Source organism: Janthinobacterium sp. SUN206 (assembly GCF_030587305.1).
In the GTDB taxonomy this organism is placed as follows: Bacteria; Pseudomonadota; Gammaproteobacteria; order Burkholderiales; family Burkholderiaceae_D; genus Janthinobacterium; species Janthinobacterium kumbetense.
In genome coordinates this window covers 229,048-245,515 of record NZ_JAPWIB010000002.1, presented here as the reverse complement: position 1 = coordinate 245,515, position 16,468 = coordinate 229,048, and the positions used below count along the sequence as shown (strand labels likewise).

12 protein-coding genes are annotated in these 16,468 nt (G+C 63.9%); all 12 read right to left on the bottom strand.

Annotated features, from left to right (window positions below):
• Nucleotides 1–9 precede the first annotated feature (9 nt).
• Nucleotides 10–1,002 (bottom strand): GyrI-like domain-containing protein, encoded by a 993-nt coding sequence (locus tag O3300_RS13965; protein WP_305053284.1) that lies wholly within the window; start codon nucleotides 1,000–1,002, stop codon nucleotides 10–12.
• A gap of 49 nt (nucleotides 1,003–1,051) precedes the next feature.
• Nucleotides 1,052–2,338: an O-acetylhomoserine aminocarboxypropyltransferase/cysteine synthase family protein gene (locus tag O3300_RS13960; RefSeq protein WP_251351131.1), complete on the bottom strand. Its 1,287-nt coding sequence runs from the start codon at nucleotides 2,336–2,338 to the stop codon at nucleotides 1,052–1,054.
• A gap of 94 nt (nucleotides 2,339–2,432) precedes the next feature.
• Nucleotides 2,433–3,344 (bottom strand): carbohydrate kinase family protein, encoded by a 912-nt coding sequence (locus tag O3300_RS13955; RefSeq protein WP_305053283.1) that lies wholly within the window; start codon nucleotides 3,342–3,344, stop codon nucleotides 2,433–2,435.
• On the bottom strand, nucleotides 3,341–4,987 hold the full coding sequence (locus O3300_RS13950) for an alpha-amylase family glycosyl hydrolase (protein WP_305053282.1): 1,647 nt from the start codon (nucleotides 4,985–4,987) through the stop codon (nucleotides 3,341–3,343). The genes O3300_RS13955 and O3300_RS13950 overlap by 4 nt, the downstream gene beginning before the upstream one ends.
• Before the next feature lie 2 nt (nucleotides 4,988–4,989).
• Nucleotides 4,990–5,880 (bottom strand): maltose ABC transporter permease MalG, encoded by an 891-nt coding sequence (gene malG / locus O3300_RS13945; protein WP_077402472.1) that lies wholly within the window; start codon nucleotides 5,878–5,880, stop codon nucleotides 4,990–4,992.
• Nucleotides 5,881–5,890: 10 nt separating this feature from the next.
• A complete protein-coding gene (gene malF / locus O3300_RS13940) occupies nucleotides 5,891–7,402 on the bottom strand; it encodes a maltose ABC transporter permease MalF (RefSeq protein ID WP_289906717.1) in 1,512 nt (503 codons plus the stop codon).
• A gap of 97 nt (nucleotides 7,403–7,499) precedes the next feature.
• Nucleotides 7,500–8,720 carry a maltose/maltodextrin ABC transporter substrate-binding protein MalE gene (gene malE / locus O3300_RS13935; protein WP_305053281.1) on the bottom strand — a complete coding sequence of 407 codons (1,221 nt, stop codon included), beginning with the start codon at nucleotides 8,718–8,720 and terminating at the stop codon, nucleotides 7,500–7,502.
• A 97-nt stretch (nucleotides 8,721–8,817) separates the two neighbouring features.
• A complete protein-coding gene (locus tag O3300_RS13930) occupies nucleotides 8,818–9,903 on the bottom strand; it encodes an ABC transporter ATP-binding protein (protein WP_251351135.1) in 1,086 nt (361 codons plus the stop codon).
• 221 nt (nucleotides 9,904–10,124) lie between these two features.
• Nucleotides 10,125–11,762, bottom strand: coding sequence for an alpha-amylase family glycosyl hydrolase (locus O3300_RS13925; protein ID WP_305053280.1), 1,638 nt, complete (start codon nucleotides 11,760–11,762; stop codon nucleotides 10,125–10,127).
• Nucleotides 11,763–12,035: 273 nt separating this feature from the next.
• Nucleotides 12,036–13,046, bottom strand: a complete 1,011-nt coding sequence (locus O3300_RS13920) for a substrate-binding domain-containing protein (RefSeq protein ID WP_305053279.1) — start codon at nucleotides 13,044–13,046, stop codon at nucleotides 12,036–12,038.
• A gap of 309 nt (nucleotides 13,047–13,355) precedes the next feature.
• Nucleotides 13,356–14,576, bottom strand: a complete 1,221-nt coding sequence (locus O3300_RS13915; protein ID WP_099664596.1) for a carbohydrate porin — start codon at nucleotides 14,574–14,576, stop codon at nucleotides 13,356–13,358.
• A 238-nt stretch (nucleotides 14,577–14,814) separates the two neighbouring features.
• A complete protein-coding gene (locus tag O3300_RS13910; RefSeq protein ID WP_305053278.1) occupies nucleotides 14,815–16,383 on the bottom strand; it encodes an MFS transporter in 1,569 nt (522 codons plus the stop codon).
• Nucleotides 16,384–16,468: the final 85 nt, after the last annotated feature.

The following is a 16,468-nucleotide window of genomic DNA, read 5'->3' as shown; positions in this document are numbered from 1 at the left end:
AAGAGGAAGCTACAGCGGCCGTACGGGGATGCAGATGTCGCAAGAGAATTCGCCGGTGGCCGGGTCCAGCGCCGTGGCCGCGGAAAAGCGCTCGAAGCACGGGCGCTCATCCCACTGCAGGCCGCTGGCCGGCAGCCATTCGCGCGTCATGCGCGTCCACGTTTCGGCAATGGCGCTGGACGGCCCCTTGAATTGCGCCACCGCATAGCGCCCGCCCGGCAGGGTGGTGATGCTGGCCCGGCCGCCCGACTGGAATGCATCGGGCACGGCGACGCAGGCGTCGTAGCGGCATTTGTCTGGCGGCGTGATGCTGGGATCGTCATGGCCGATGCCGTAGCACGTCGCGTCGTCCAGGCCGTGCGATTGCATCCATGGCGCGACAGTGTCGCGCCAGAAGGCGCCGATGGCGGGGCCGTAAGGGCCGATATGGCGTTGGCACGCCACGGTGGCGGGCGGCAGGTCGAGGATGGTGACTTGCATGGGACTCTCTCTATGAAGTGGATTGGAGTGCCCATGGTGCTGGAAATTCGGCCCGTTTTCCTGACCGGGATTGCGCATGGCCTGATCCGGATTGCTATCTTGCCGGCGCAGGCGCATGGCTGCGAGCATGGCAGCGTTTTTTGCGGCGACGCCGGCGCGCCAGGCCGTCGGCGTGCAGCCGAATTTCAGCTTGAAGGCGCGCGCGAACGCTTCGCCGGAGCCGAAGCCCGTCGCCAGCGCGATGTCCAGTATCGCTTCGCCGGGGCGGCAGGCCAGCCGCAGGGCGGCCGTTTCCAGGCGCCGGCGGCGCGCATAGTCGCCCAGCGTCTCGCCCATCCAGGCGGCGAACACGCGGTGAAAGTGGAAGCGTGAAAAATGCGCGACGTCGGCCAGCTGCGCCAGCTCCAGCGGCGTGTCGAGGTGGCGGTCGATATGGTCAAGCACGGCATTCATGCGCCGCGCGTATTCGGCGCGGAAATGGCCGGATGTCGGTTGCTCAGGGGGAGTAGGAGGGGAAGACATGCCGCCGATTATGGCATGAAGTCCCCTCCGGGCGGCGTGGAAAAGAGGCTTACGCCGCGTTCAATGCCTGCTCCAGGTCTTCGCGCAAGTCGTCGATATGCTCGATGCCCACGGACAGGCGCAGCATGTCTTCGGACACGCCCGCCTTGGCCAGTTCTTCGGGATTGAGCTGGCGATGCGTGGTGGAGGCCGGGTGGGTGGCCAGCGACTTGGCGTCGCCGATGTTGACCAGGCGCGTGAACAGTTGCAGGGCGTCGAGCACGCGGGCGCCGGCCGCGCGCGGGTCTTCGCCTGCGGCCAGCTTCAGGCCGAAGGACAGGATGCCCGAGGCGCGGCCGTGCATGTATTTTTTCACCAGCGCGTGGTCCGGGTGGTCTTCCAGGCCCGCGTAATTGACCCACGCGACTTTCGGATGGTTTTTCAAGTGTTTGGCCAGGGCCAGCGTGTTGTCGCAGATGCGGTCCATGCGCAGGGCCAGGGTCTCGATGCCCTGGATCAGCTGGAAGGCGCTCAAGGGCGAGATGGCCGCGCCCATGTTGCGCAGCGGGACGACGCGCGCGCGGCCGATGAAGGCGGCGGGGCCGAACGCTTCCGTGTAGACGACGCCGTGATACGACACGTCCGGTTCGTTCAGGCGCTTGAAGCGCTCCTTGTGTTCGGCCCATGGAAATTTGCCGCTGTCGACGATGGCGCCGCCCACGGTGGTGCCGTGGCCGCCCAGGTATTTGGTCAGCGAGTGCACGACGATGTCGGCGCCATGCTCGATGGGGCGGAACAGGTAGGGGCTGGGTACCGTGTTATCGACGATCAGCGGGATGCCGTGAGCGTGCGCGATTTCGGCCAGCTTGGCCACGTCCGTCACATTGCCCAGCGGGTTGCCGATCGATTCGCAGAAGATGGCCTTGGTGCGCGCATCGATCAGCGCGGCGAAGGTCTCGGGCTGGCGCGCGTCGGCGAAGCGCACTTCGATGCCGATTTGCGGCAGGGTGTGGGCAAACAGGTTGTAGGTGCCGCCATACAGCTGGCTGGCGGAGATGAAATTGTCGCCCGCTTCCGCGATGGTCTGGATCGCGTAGGTGATGGCCGCCATGCCCGACGCCACGGCCAGCGCGGCCACGCCGCCTTCCAGCGCCGCGACCCGCTTTTCCAGCACGTCCTGCGTGGGGTTCATGATGCGCGTGTAGATATTCCCGGCGACCTTCAGGTCGAACAGGTCGGCACCATGCTGGGCATTGTCGAAGGCGTAGGCCACCGTCTGGTAGATGGGGACGGCGGCAGCCTTGGTGGTCGGGTCGGGGGTGTAGCCGGCGTGCACGGCCAGGGTTTCAATTCTCATGTGATCTCCGGTTCGAATGGTCTGCAATGGTGAAATCCGCAGCCATTGTGCCATGCGCCCGTTACCAAGTTATCACGCTTGATAGAATTTTAAGTCATAAGCTAGTGCTGTCTTGATATAAGTCATTCAGCTCTGCCTTGCCGATAAACCGTTCATGCGTGCCATGCTGGGCGCAGGCAAACGCGCCGCCGATGGCGCCGCGGCGCATGGCGTCGTCCAGGCCCGCGCCGCCCAGCCAGGCGTGCAGGAAGGCGGCCACGAACGAGTCGCCTGCGCCATTCGTGTCCACCACGGGCAGCTTCAAGCCAGCCGCCGGAGTGTGGCGCACGGTCTCGCTGCCCCGTTCCAGCAGGTAGGCGCCGTGCGCGCCCGCCATGGCGATCACGGCCTGCGCGCGGCCTTCCGCGACAATCGCGCGCATGACGGACTCCGTGCGCTCGCCCAGCGCCGCCGTGCTGAGGAAGACCAGGTCGGCGCGCAGCGCAAAGACCTTGTGGTGCGGATTGACGCCATCCCAGTCGTGCAAATCGGTCGACACGGTGGTGCCGCACGTTTGCGCATCGTCAAACAGCGCGGCCACCCAGCCCATGATGGAAAAGTGCGCGTGGCGCGCCGGGCCCAGGTAGGGCAGATAGAAGGCGGCGGGCATGCGCACTTCTTCCGGGTGGCGGCCGTCGTACAGCGACATCCTGCGCCCTTGCGGGTCGACCAGGTTGACGCTGCGCCGCGTGCCCGACGGTTCGACGATGTGCGAGAAATCGAGTCTGGCATCCTTATAGCGCTGCAGGATGGCCGCGCCTTGCGCATCGTCGCCGATGAAGTCGATGAACTTGCAGCGCAGTCCCAGCGCGTGGCAACCGAGCGCCACGCCATTGCCCGTGTGCGCCACGTAGTCGCGGATGGGCGGCACGTGCAGCGAATCGGTGACGGGCAATTGCAGGTCGGGGACGCGCACGATGGTGTCGATGCCGGCGCCGCCGACTACTAAGATGTCATAGCTACTCATGGTGCTGCCTTTTCTAACAGGACGGTGCCGGCCGCATTCACGGCGACGGCGCCGTCTTTGACGGTGTAAGTGTGATTGGTGTAGGCGTCGCGCAGCGGGGTGCCATCGGCGAAGACGCCGTGTACCTTCAGTTCGAGTGCGCCTTGCGCTTCGGGCACGGCGATGATGGCGTCGCCATCCATCACGCGGGCAAACGCGTACGGCTTGTCGTCGATGAATCGGTGTTCGCCGCGCGCCAGGGCAGGGTGGCGCAGGCGGAACTGGCCCAACTTGCGCGCATGCGCGAGGGTGACCGCATCCATCGAGCTCCAGTTCATGTCGGAGCGGGTGGCCTGCTGTTCGTCGCCGACGGGCGCCGCGCCAGGCTGGCGCGCGCTTTCATCGCCATAGAACAGCTGCACGCCACCGGGCGCCAGCAGCAGGGCGGACAAGCCATGCCGCAATTGCCCGCGCGGGAACAGGCTGGTGTCGTGCGAGGAGATGTACGACAGGATGTCGTAGCGGGGTGCATTGCCGATGCGCTTGCCCAGCAACGTCGCGTACTGGCGGTACACGCCATCGATGCTTTTCCAGTCGCCGCCCGCGCGATTCTGGAAATCGAAATTGATCATCGAGTCGAAGCCCGCGTCATGCCAGCTGCTGCGCTCGGGGCCATGGCCCCACGCTTCGCCCGTCATCCAGAACGGTGCGTCGTCGATCTTTTGCTGCGGGTGGCGGGTTTTCCAATCCTTGAGGGCATCGGTGGCTGCCGCGCGCAGGGCCAGCCAGCTGGCCGGCTCCACGTGCTTGACGGTGTCGGCCCTGAAACCGTCGACGCCGAATTCGCGCACCCAGTCGGCCAGCCAGTGGACAAGGTAAGTGCGGACAGTCGCATCGGGCAGGGCCACGGCGCGCGTATCGCTTTTACGCTGCAGGATGGGCGGCAAGCCCACGGCCTTGCTGCTTTCCGTGCGGAAGTCGGGCAGATAGGCCAGCTGCATGGTGAAATCGTCCTTGCCGCCGTCGGGATAGCCTGGCAGGCCGGCGCGCACCCAGTCCGGACCCCACCATTGTGCGAAATCAAAGTTGTTGTAGTCAATGTAGCTATGATAGTCGCGCAGGGTGGCTTTTTCATGGCTGGGCCACAGCACGGGCACCTTATATTCGGACAGGGTGCGCAAGTCCGCGTAACCCGGGTGGTTCAGCACCACGTCGAACAGCACGCGGATGCCTTGCGCGTGGGCAATATCGATCATCTCGCGCAACTCCTCGCGCGTGCCCATGTTGGCGTCCATGGTCGTGTAGTCGAGCGCCCAGTAGCCGTGGTAGGCGTAATGCTGGAATTGCTGCTTGCCGCCCACCACCCAGCCGTGGATCTGCTCGTACGGCGCCGTGATCCACAGGGCGTTGACGCCCAGTTCCTTGAAGTAGCCAGCTTTGAGCTGCTGCGTGAGGCCGGCGATGTCGCCGCCGTGAAAGCTGCCGACGTCGCCGCCTTGCGGGTCGGCGGCGCGGCCATAACTGTGGTCGTTGCCGGGATTGCCGTTGGCGAAACGGTCCGTCACGGCGAAGTAGACGATGGGGTTGTCAGCGAAGCTGACGCTCCCTGCCTGCGCCGAAGCGCTGAGTAACAGGGCGGCCAGCGCAGTCAGGGAGCGTCGCATGGTCAGCCTTTCACGCCGCCAGCCGTCAGGCCGGAGATCATCCATTTTTGTGCCAGCAGGAACACGGCCGTGATGGGCAAGCCGGACAAAATGGCGGCCGCGGCGAAGTCGCCCCACAGGTATTTTTGTTCGTACAGGAACAGTTTCGAGCCGACGGCCAGGGTCAGGTTGTTCTGTTCATGCAGCAGCACGGAAGCGATCGGGTATTCGATGATGGCGCCGATGAACGACAACAGGAACACCACCATCAGGATGGGCACCGTCATCGGCAGCAGCACGTAGACAAACGCTTGCCACTGCGTAGCGCCGTCGACCTTGGCCGCTTCCTCGATTTCGATGGGGATGGTTTGATAGTAGCCCTTGATGGTCCAGATATGCAGGGCGATGCCGCCCGTATAGGCCAGCACCAGGCTGCCGTGGTGGTCGATGCCCAGCCACGGCACGTAGCTGCCCAGCACATCGAAGATGGCGTAGATGGCCACCAGGGCCAGCACGGCGGGGAACATCTGCAGCAGCATCAGCGCGGACAGGGTTTGCGACTTGAAGCGGAACTGCATGCGCGCGAATGCGTACGCGCAGGTGGTCGACAGCAGCACGGTGACGGTGGCGCTCATGCTGGCCACCTTGATGGAATTCCATAGCCACAGCAGTACGGGGAAGTCCGGCTCGACCAGGGTGCCGTTGGGCGCCTGGTAAGACATGCCCAGCGCCAGGCGCCAGTGTTCGAAGCTGATCTCGGGCGGTATCAAACTGCCCGAGGCGAAATTGCCAGGGCGCAAAGAGATCGACAAGATCATCAGGAAGGGAAACATCACCAGCGCGATCAGCGCGATCACGGCGACGTGGGCCGCCAGGATGCGCCAGCGGTTGGAACGGTCGACAACGATAGCCATGGTCGGTCCTTTATGCTTTGTTCATGCGCGTCAGGCGCATGTTGACCAGCGAAATCGCGGCCACGAGGAAGAAGATCAGCGTCGAGATGGCGGCGGCCAGGCCAAAGTTCTGGCCGGAATCCTCGAACGCGATGCGGTAGGTGTAGGACACGAGCAAGTCCGTCGTGCCGGCCGGTAACGTCGTATCGAGGAAATCGGGACGTCCGCCCGTCAGCAAGCTGATCAGCACGAAATTGTTGAAATTGAAACCCAGGCTGGCCACCATCAGTGGCGTCAGTGGTTTGATGATCAGGGGTAACGTTATTTTGAAGAAATTCGTCAGCGGTCCCGCGCCGGCCAGGGCCGACGCTTCGTACAGGTCCGACGGGATCGCCTTGATCAAGCCCATGCACACCACCATCATGTAGGGGTAGCCGAGCCAGGTGTTGACGATCAAAATCATGGCCTTGGCCAGGGTGGTGTCGGAGAACCAGGCGGGCTTGATACCGAACAAGGCGTCGAGCACGAGGTTGATTTCGCCGAAGTTATTGTTAAACAAACCTTTGAAGACCAGGATGGAAATGAAGCCCGGTACGGCGTATGGCAGGAACAGCAGGGTACGGTACAGGCCGCGGAAGCGCAGCGCATCCCAGTTCAAGAGCACGGCCAGCACCATGCCCAGGCCCGTCGTGGTGGCCACGCTGATCAGGGCAAAAACGATGGTCCACACGAAAATGCGCAGGAAGGGGCCGCGGAACGCTTCGTCGGAGAAGATCTTCACGAAATTGGCGAAACCGACGTTGACCTTGAAGCCCGGTTCCAGCTTCGTGCCGTCCGGCATTTCATAAAAGCCCGTCTTGAAGTTCGGCTTGACCAGTTCGCCCGTGGCGATTTTCTTGAGCGTTTTGTCCGGCAACTGCTTGTAGACGTGCGCGACGGGGCCGAATTCGCGCAAGCCCACCATGCGCAGCTCGATCCTGTTCGGCAAGATCAAGGTGAGCAACTTCAGATCCTTTTGCAGGGCGATGATGTCCTTGATGGGCAGCGGCGGGGCCAGCACGGGCGTCTGCACGGGGTCGAGCGGCGTCACTTCCACGTTCAGGGGCACGGCGCGCTTGAGGGCCAGCGGCTGCGTCAGCAGCACTTCGCCCGTGTCCGGGCTTTCCAGGCGCAAGCGGTATTCCTTGTTGTCGGCATGCACGGTCATGGCATAGCCGGCGCTTTCCACGCGCTGCGTCTCGTCCAGCAGGTATTGCGTGGCGCGCTCATAGGTGAGCAGGTTGCGCGAACTGAAATTGGTAAAGCCGATCGACACCGTGTACACCATCGGCAGCAGCACGAAGACGATCACCGCCGTAATGCCGGGAAACAGATAGCGGTAGGCATAGGCGCGCGGCGACGTGAAGACAAACGTCGTCAGGGTCAGCAAGCCGAGGAAAACGGCGGCCAGCATGGTCTGGCCGGAAATGTACAACATGAAGAGCAGATACAGACCCAGCGCCATGCTGATGGTCAATACCGTAGGGCCGATAAACTTGCGCACGATGGGATACCTGTGAAGATGGAATGATACGAGATGGCGCAGGTCGGATCAGGCCCGAAGGCCCGTGATCCGGCCTGCGCCAGGCAGTACGATATGCTTAATTCGCCGTCGTAATCCGCTTCGCCGCCGTATCCAGGCCATCCTTGGTCGTCTGGCGGCCTTGCGTGATGTTTTCCAGCGCCGATTGCATCGACGACCAGAAGCGGCCCATTTCCGGGTTGTTCGGCATCGGACGGCCCGCTTGCGCGCTTTCCATCGTTGCCTGGATGTTCGGATTGGCTTTCAATTCCGCGAACAGCACCTTGTTGGCTGGCGTGCCCAGCGGGACGTCGGCGTTGATGGTTTTCAGTCCATTGATCTGCAGCATCTGGTTTTCCAGGAATTCCGTGGCCAGGTCCTTGTTCGGGCTGGCTTTCGAAATCATCGCGCCCAGCACGCCCACGAATGGGGTGGCCGTCTTGCCGGCGACGGTAGGGATCGTTGCCACGCCGAAATTGATCTTCGACTTGCGCGCATTGTCCCACGACCATGGGCCGTTGATCATCATGGCGATCTTGCCCTGGTTGAAACCGGCTTCCATCTCGGCATAGCCCGCGCCCTTCGGCATGGCGCCGCTGTTGATCAGGGTCATCAGCGCATTCACGCCAGCTTGCGAACCGGCATTGTTCACGCCCGTTTTCGCTGCATCGTAGCGGCCGTCGGACTTGACTTCAAACGGGAAGCCGCCGCCCGCGCCCAGCAAAGGCCACGTGAAATAGGTATTCGTGTAATCCCACAGGATGGCTTTCTTGCCTTGCGCGGACAATTTCTTGTCCAGTGCGGCGATTTCTTCGAAGGTTTTCGGCGGGGTCGGCACCAGGTCCTTGTTGTAGACGAGGGCGACGGCTTCGATGGAGATCGGGTAGCCCCAGGTCTTGCCGCCCACGGTAAAGGCGTTCCAGGCCAGCGGCAGGATGGCGGCGCGCGCTTCCTTGCTTGGCGTCAATGGTTGCAGCAAGCCGGCGTCGATCCAGGTGCCGATGCGGTCATGCGGCCAGATCCAGATGTCCGGGCCCTTGCCGGCGGCGGCCGCTTGCTGGAATTTGTTCGGCGCATCTTCCGGGTGCTCGACGACGACCTTGATGCCCGTCTTCTTGGTGAATTCCTCGCCGACCTTGGCCAGGCCCTTGTAGCCTTTGTCGCCGTTGATCCAGATCAAGAGGGTGCCTGCTTCGGCCGCGTTCGCCATGCTGACGGCGGCCAGGTTGCCGATGCCGGCCAGGGCGGCGGCGATCAGGGTGGTTTTGATGAAGCTGCGTTTCGGGTGCGTGAAGGACATGTCAATCTCCAGTGTCTTTTTTTATGTGAAGTATCAAGGCTGAAACGATGCAACCAGGCCAGGCGGCGCCTGTAGCGCCTGGCCCTTAAATCCGAAATCAGGTACGCGTCTGTCCATGCTCGTCGAACACATGGACGCGGGCGGGCGCCACCTGCAGCGCCACGGATTGGCCAATGGCCCAGTCCGTTTCCGCATCGGCGCGCACCACCAGCGGCTCGTCGCCGCCCGGTACCTGCACATACAGATAGCTGATGTCGCCCAGTTTTTCCACTGCTTGCACGGTGGCCGTGAGGGCGGCAGTGGCGCCGGGTGCGCACGCCTGCACGTGTTCGGGACGCGCGCCGACGGTGACGGGGGTGCCGCTGGCCAGCGGCTGCGTCAACACGGCTTGCAGCATGCCGCCCGCGTTGGTGGCGATGGTGGCCACGCCGTCCGCGTAGCTGTGGATCTTGCCTTTGAGGAAATTCATGCGGGGCGAACCGAGGAAGCCGGCCACGAACAGGTTGGCGGGGTGGTGGTACAGCTCCAGCGGGGCGCCCACTTGCTCGATGCGGCCCGCGTTGAGCACGACGATGCGGTCGGCCAGGGTCATCGCCTCGACCTGGTCATGCGTGACGTAAATCATGGTCGAGCGCAATTCGCGGTGCAGATTCGCCAGTTCGATGCGCATCTGCACGCGCAGCGAGGCGTCCAGGTTGGACAGCGGTTCGTCGAACAGGAAGACGTCGGGCTTGCGCACGATGGCGCGGCCGATGGCCACGCGCTGGCGCTGGCCGCCCGACAAGTCTTTTGGTTTGCGTTCCAGCAAAGGTTCGATGCGCAGGATTTGCGCGGCGCGCTGCACGGCGTCGGCGATCTGCACCTTGTTCATGCCGGCCAGTTTCAGGCCGAAGGCCATGTTTTGCGCCACGCTCATGTGCGGGTACAGGGCGTAGCTCTGGAATACCATGGCGATGCCGCGCTTGGCGGGCGGCACGTCGTTCATGCGGGTCTTGCCAATATACAAGTCGCCGCCGCTGATTTCTTCCAGGCCGCAGATGCTGCGCAGCAAGGTGGATTTGCCGCAACCCGACGGGCCCACGAAGACCATGAATTCGCCGTCGGCGATCTCCAGGTCGATGCCGTGCAGGGTTTGCACGTCGCCATATGCCTTTTTCAGGCCTGTTAACTTCAGTCCAGCCATGTCTGTCGTCCTCAATCTCACTGAATGTGCCTGGCCAAATCTACTGCGCGTCGAACTTGCGGCTGGCGATGCTCACTGTGCATTCGCACAGCTGCGCTTCTCAGCCACAACTTTCATCCGCTCGCTACGATTTTGCCAAGCACTGATACTCTGTTGTTCGGCCCCGCTGATGCGCGGGGCTCGTTATTGTAATTGGCGGCATGGCCGCCAAAGCCTGCGATTTACGCCAGGGTGCCGAACCAGCCGCCATGCGGGGGCAGGGTGAGCTGTTGGCCATCCTTGCTGCCTGGCAAGCCATGACCGGCCAGGTCGGCCGCCGGCGCCGCGTCAGGCCAGGCAAACGTGACGGCTTGCGTGCCCAGGTTGAAGGCGGCCAGCACGGGCGCTTGGCCTGGCAAGTCGCGGCGCAGGGCCAGCACGGGTTCCGGCGCATCGAAGAAGACTATGTCGCCGCGCAACAATTGCGGCAGGGTGCGGCGCCAGGCGAGGATGTTTTGCGCAAACTGCAATGGTGAAGCGGCATCGTTTTCTTCGACATCAACGGCGCGCGCCAGGTGTTCAGGCGGTACGGGCAGCCAGGGTTTTGCCGTGCTGAAACCGCCGTGCGGCGCCTTGGCCACCCAAGGCATCGGCGTGCGGCAGCCGTCGCGGCCCTTGAACTGGGGCCAGAACGGGATGCCGTACGGGTCTTGCAGCGCTTCGAAAGGAATATCCGCTTCCGTCAGGGCCAGCTCGTCGCCCTGGTACAGGCACGGCGTGCCTTTCAGCGCCGCCTGCACGGCCAGCACCACCTTGGCCAGCGATGGTGACGGGTTTTCGCCGCCCCAGCGCGTCATGACGCGCACGCTGTCGTGGTTGCCCACGGACCAGGACGCCCAGCCGTCGGCCACTTGCGCCTCGAATTCTTCCACTTGGGTGCGGATGTGCGCGGCCGAAAACTCCGCCGTCAGCAAATTGAAGCTGTAAGCCATGTGCAGCTTGTCGGCGCCCGTGTAGGCAGCCATGGTGGCCAGCGCATTGTCGTCGCCCACTTCGCCGATGGAAATGGCTTGATATTCGTCAAGTATGGCGCGCACGCGCTGCAAATAAGCGATGTTTTCCGGCTGCGTCTTGTCGTACACGTGCGCCTGCATGCCGTACGGGTTGATGGCCGACACGCTGCTCGCATCGCGCTGGGCGGCGGGCGGATTGTCGCGCAGCAATTGGTCGTGATACGGGAAGTTGCAGGAATCGAAGCGGAAGCCATCGACGCCGCGTTCCAGCCAGAAACGCAGGTTGTCCAGCTGCGCCTGCTGCACGGCCGGGTTATGGAAGTTCAGGTCGGGCTGGCTGGCGAGGAAATCGTGCAGGTAATACTGGCCGCGGCGCGGCTCCCATTGCCAGGCGGAACCGCCGAACACGGACAGCCAGTTATTCGGCGCCGTGCCATCCGGTTTCTGGTCGGCCCACACATACCAGTCGGCCTTGGCATTGTCGCGGCTGGAGCGGCTTTCCACGAACCACGGGTGGTTGTCGGACGAGTGCGACAACACCTGGTCGATCATCACTTTCAAGCCCAGCTCATGGGCACGCGCCACCAGACGGTCGAAGTCGGCCAGGGTGCCAAACATGGGGTCGACGTCGCAGAAGTCGGCCACGTCGTAGCCGAAGTCCTTCATCGGCGACGTGAAGAAGGGGGAAATCCACACGATGTCGGCGCCCAGGGCGGCGATGTAATCGAGCTTGGAGGTGATGCCAGGCAAGTCGCCGATGCCGTCGCCATTGCTGTCGAGGAAGCTGCGTGGATAAACCTGGTAGATGACGGCGCTGCGCCACCAGTCGGCGGGCAGATGGGCGAGATTGTTCTGGATGGTCGGCATGAATGATTTCTTAAAAGTTGCCTGTAGCCTTGGCTATCAGGGCGGCGCTGCTGGTTGGTAGGCGAACGTCTTATTTTAAAATTCAAAGCGCTTTGGGTATGAAATGAGTATAGTTCAAAGCGCTTTGAAAAGTAAAGCGATACACGCGCCAGACATACGATTTTTTTATGAGGGTGATTCAGGAGGGCGAGGCGCGAGCGCCGGCCAGGCGGCCGGCGGCATGGGGACAGCGGAAAACGTCTAAGTAATCCTCAGGAAATTATTGTGAATTACTTAGTGCGGCACGGGGCCGGCGGACTCGCCCGGCAACAGTTCGCACGGCCACAGTTCCTGCAAGTCGGTGACGGGCGTGCCATCCATCAGGGCCAGCAGCATGTGGATCATCTTCGCGCCGGCGCCGCGCGGGTCGGGCTGGACGACGGTGGTGACGTTGTGGCCGGCCAGGGAATCCTCCATCACGCCCCAGACGATCAGCGACATGTCGCGGCCGATGGCGATGCCCGCGTCGAGCAGGGCGCGCACGGCGCCCACGCCCGACATGTGGTTGTCGACGATGACGGCCGTGGGGCGGGGCGAGCGGGCCAGCAGGCGCTGCATGGCCTGGTAGCCGGCGCGGCGGTCGTGCGCGTTGTCGACCAGGTTGTCCGGGTCGACGGGCAGGCCGCCCGCCTGCATGGCGTGCTGGAAACTCTCGACGCGCTGGCGCACGAAGTTCAGGTCCGGCGTGGCGCTGATCAGGCCGATGCGCTGGTGGCCCAGCTGCGCCAGGCGCTCGACGGCCAGGCGCATGCCGGCCTCGTTGTCGTAGTCGAACCACGCGTGCGGCTGGTTCAGCTGGGTGCGGCCATGCGCGACGAACGGCATGCCCTGCTGCGCCAGGTAGGCGATGCGCTCGTCGAACGGTTTCGTGCGGCCGACGATCAGGCCATCGATGCGGCGGCCCTTGACCATGCGTTCATAGGTGTGGAATTCGTTGGTGGCCGAGGCGGGCGCGATCATCATGTCCATCTGCTGCGCTTCCAGCGCTTCCGACATGCCGCCCACGATGTCGATGAACATGGGGTCGGCCAGGTCGTTCGGCATCAGCGGGTAGATGATGCCGACGATATTCGTGCGTCCCACGGCCAGGCTGCGCGCCATGGGATTGGGACGGTAGCCGGCCGCCTGCGCGGCGGCCAGCACCCGCTCGCGCGTGCGTTCGCTCACTTCCGGATAGCCATTCAAGGCGCGGCTGACGGTGGTTTCGGATATTCCTAGCGTTTTGGCGAGATTTTTGAGGTTCATGGATGCTGCGGTTGGGGTCTATCCAGGGTGGGTCGGGAACGGTGCCGTGCGATGACGGGTAGTTTATCTGATAAATGCCGGATTGATCAGGGTCATGACAAGCGGCGGCGCCCAAAAAAATACGCGGGCAAACCCAGGGGCGCCCGCGCTAAAAGAGGATACTGCTGAATCACTACATTGAAGCTGCCGGCCATCGCGTGCAGCGGCGAAATGGTGGGTCCGGGTACTGCTTGCCCCTGGATGAGCGGGCGGTGTTGCTGCCACCGGCAAGCGTCCGGGGACGCTTGCCAACGTTCTAGCGGCCTGCGATTACCACCAGCTTTCCACTTGGAAACCGACGGAGCTGCCGTTGGTCTTGCCACCGAACACGCCCGTCGACGACAGCGCCGATTCCGCGGCGGCGGCCGACTGGGCTGCCTTGTTCCATTTGGCGTAGGTGTAGAAAGCGCGCAGCACGGGACGGGACCAGAAGCTGTTGCCGGCCGACAGTTGCGGCGCGAAGGTCAGCTTGGTCAGGTTGCGGCTTTCGCCGCCTTCCGGCTTGACGATGTCGTGGCCCAGTTCCACGGCCAGGCTGTAGTTGTCCGTGAAGTGGTAGACGGGACGCGCGCCGATCGACGTCCACTTGCTGCTCACGCCTGCCGATTCCTTGTCTTCGTAGACGAAGGTGCCCATGCCCGACCAGGCGCCTTTGGGCTGGATCATGATCTGTTCCGTCAGGCGCACGACCTTGTCATCCTTGTTGGCGCCCAGGCTGAAGCCGCCCGTGTTGGCGGCGCTGCCCTTGCCGTACTGCAATGCCACCTTGTTGAAGCCGCCCAGCAGATTGCCCTGCGTATGCATGATGGTCAGCAAGTGGCCGCTGGCGATGGGGGCCGCGCCTTGCGCATTGCGTTTCTGGTTGAATTGCAGGCCCAGGGTCAGTTCGCCATCCGGGTTGACCTTGATGCCGGAGAAACGCAAGTCGTGGGACAGGCCCATGCGCTTGCTGTCGCCGTCGTCGGCCGTGCGCACGACGGCGTAGGCCAGCTTGGCGGCGCCCAGGTCGATGTTTTCCAGGCCGGCGCCCGGGCCGCTGTTATTCCAGAAGTAGTAATCGGTGATGTGCACGTCCTGGCGGTCGTAGTAGCGCTTGCCGACCCAGGCGCGCGCTTCGGCGAAGGCGCCCGTGCCGATCTTGTCGGCGACGACGTTCATTTCGCGCCACGACGGGTCCGATTGCTCCCAGTCCTGGTTCTGGTTGACGGAGAACGCCACCAGGGTATTGATGCGGAAGGTGGTGCCGTTGGCTGCCTTGAAGGCTTCGCCGCCGAATTTCAGCTCGCCGTAGGTTTCGCACTCATTGCCCAGACGATACTTGGACGAGGCGCCGGCCAGGCCGAAACACGCTTCCTTGCCGCCTTCGCTGCTGGTGCCGAAGCCCGAGCGGATGTAGCCGCCGAAATCGATCGGCAGGGCGGCCTGGGCGGCCGAAGCGCTCAAGGCCAACGCCACGGCGGCAGGCAAAGTTTTCAAGAAATGTTTGTTCATTGCGTCTCCAGTGTTTTTATAGGTGTGGGATCGGTGCGCATAACTTCGCACAACCAAAGCGCTTTAGTTATGTTTCAAAGCGCTTTGAGTATAGTTCAAAGCGCTTTGATGAGTAAACTAGTTTTATCTTTGAAAACTTTTGAGGTGTTGCGGAGAAGCATCAAAGGCGGGCGGCGGCGCGTGGGCGCCGCCGGGTATGGCGGGGAGGGGGATGGTTGTCGTGCGAAAGCCGGGCCGCTTAGTTTGGCGTCTTGCAGGCGGGCAGGGCGGCCGTGTCCCGTGCGGCGTCGGCTGCATTCGCCGGATGGCGCAGGAAGGCGAGGATCAGCAGGGCCGACGCCGTGGTGATGCTGGCCAGAACATACAGCAAGTGGCGGAAGGCGGCGCCATAGGCTTGCGCCAGTTCGGCGGCGCCGGCCTGGGGCAACAACGCGTCCGCATGGCGCAGCTCGCCCAGCGCCAGGAAGGGCGCCGCCAGCGCCGCCTGCTCCGCACCGATGCCGGCAAGGCCGGCGCCGCCCAGCGCCGCCATGGTGAAGGTGCCCAGCAGCGCGCTGACGATGGCCAGCGCCAGCCCTTCGCCCGCCACGCGCGTCGTATTGAAGATGCCGGCCGCCATGCCGGCCCGTTCGACGGGCACGACGCTGATGGCCAGGCCATCCATCAAGCCCCAGGGCAGGCTGATGCCGCAGCCGATCAGCAGTAGCGGCCCCAGCAAGGTGGCGGGCGCCTGGCCCGGCGCGCAGGTGGAGAGCCACAGCAAGCCACCCGCCGCCAGCAGTAATCCGCTGGCGCAGATGTGCGCGGCGGCGAGGCGCTGCGCCGCCATGCCGGCCAGGATCGGCAGCACCAGCATGGGCGCCGACAGGGCGATCATCATGCGTCCCGCTTCCAGCGCGCTGTAGCCTTCGATGCCGATGAAGCGGGCCGGCAGCAGCACCAGCAGCACGACGAAGGAAAACGCGGGCGCGGCCGCCAGCAGTTGCACACCGGCAAAGGCGGGCAGGCGGAACAGGGATAAATCCAGCATGGGCCGCGCCGCGCGCCGTTCCACGCGGATGAAGATAGCCAGCAGCAAGGCCGCGGCACCGAACAAACCCAGGCTGGCGGCGCTGTTCCAGCCACTGTCGGGCGCCTGCAGCAAACCATACGTAAACAGGGACAAGGCGCCCGTAAACGTCAGGGCGCCGGGCCAATCGACGCCCTGCGCCTGCGGGTCGCGCGATTCGCGCATGGCGCGCGCGGCGGCCAGCAGGGCGGCCAGGCCGGCCGCGGCCGTGGCGACAAAAATGGCGCGCCAGCCCGTGTGCGTGATCAAGGTACCGGCCAGGAAGGGACCGAAGGCGAGGCCCACGCCGAAGGCCGTGCCGATCAGGCTGAAGGCGCGCGCGCGGGCGGAACCGTCGAATTCCTGCGCCAGGGCCGCCAGTCCGCTCGACAGGGCCATGGCGCAGCCCAGGCCCTGCACGGCGCGCAGCACGTCGAGCCACAGGATGCCGGGCGCGGCCGACAGGGCCAGCGCGGCGGCGGAAAACACGCCCATGCCCAGCACGAACACGCGCTTGCGGCCATAGCGGTCGGCCAGCGCGCCGGCCACCATCAGGCAGCCGCCAAAGCTGAGCATGAAGGCATTCGTGATCCACGCCAGCGCGAGCGGCGTGCCGTGCAGGTCGGCGGCGATGGCGGGAATGGCGATGGCCGGCCCCGTAAAACTGAGCGGCATGCATAGCGCGGCCAGGCAGACGGCCGCCAGCACGAAGGCGCGCCGGGCCGGGGAGGCCGGCTTCATACGTTGATTGGTATCCATGGGAATGATTCCAGAAAGAGGGAATCCGATGATAATATGGACGTAATCAATGAAAAAGTGGTTGAAAATCCACTCATAACGGACA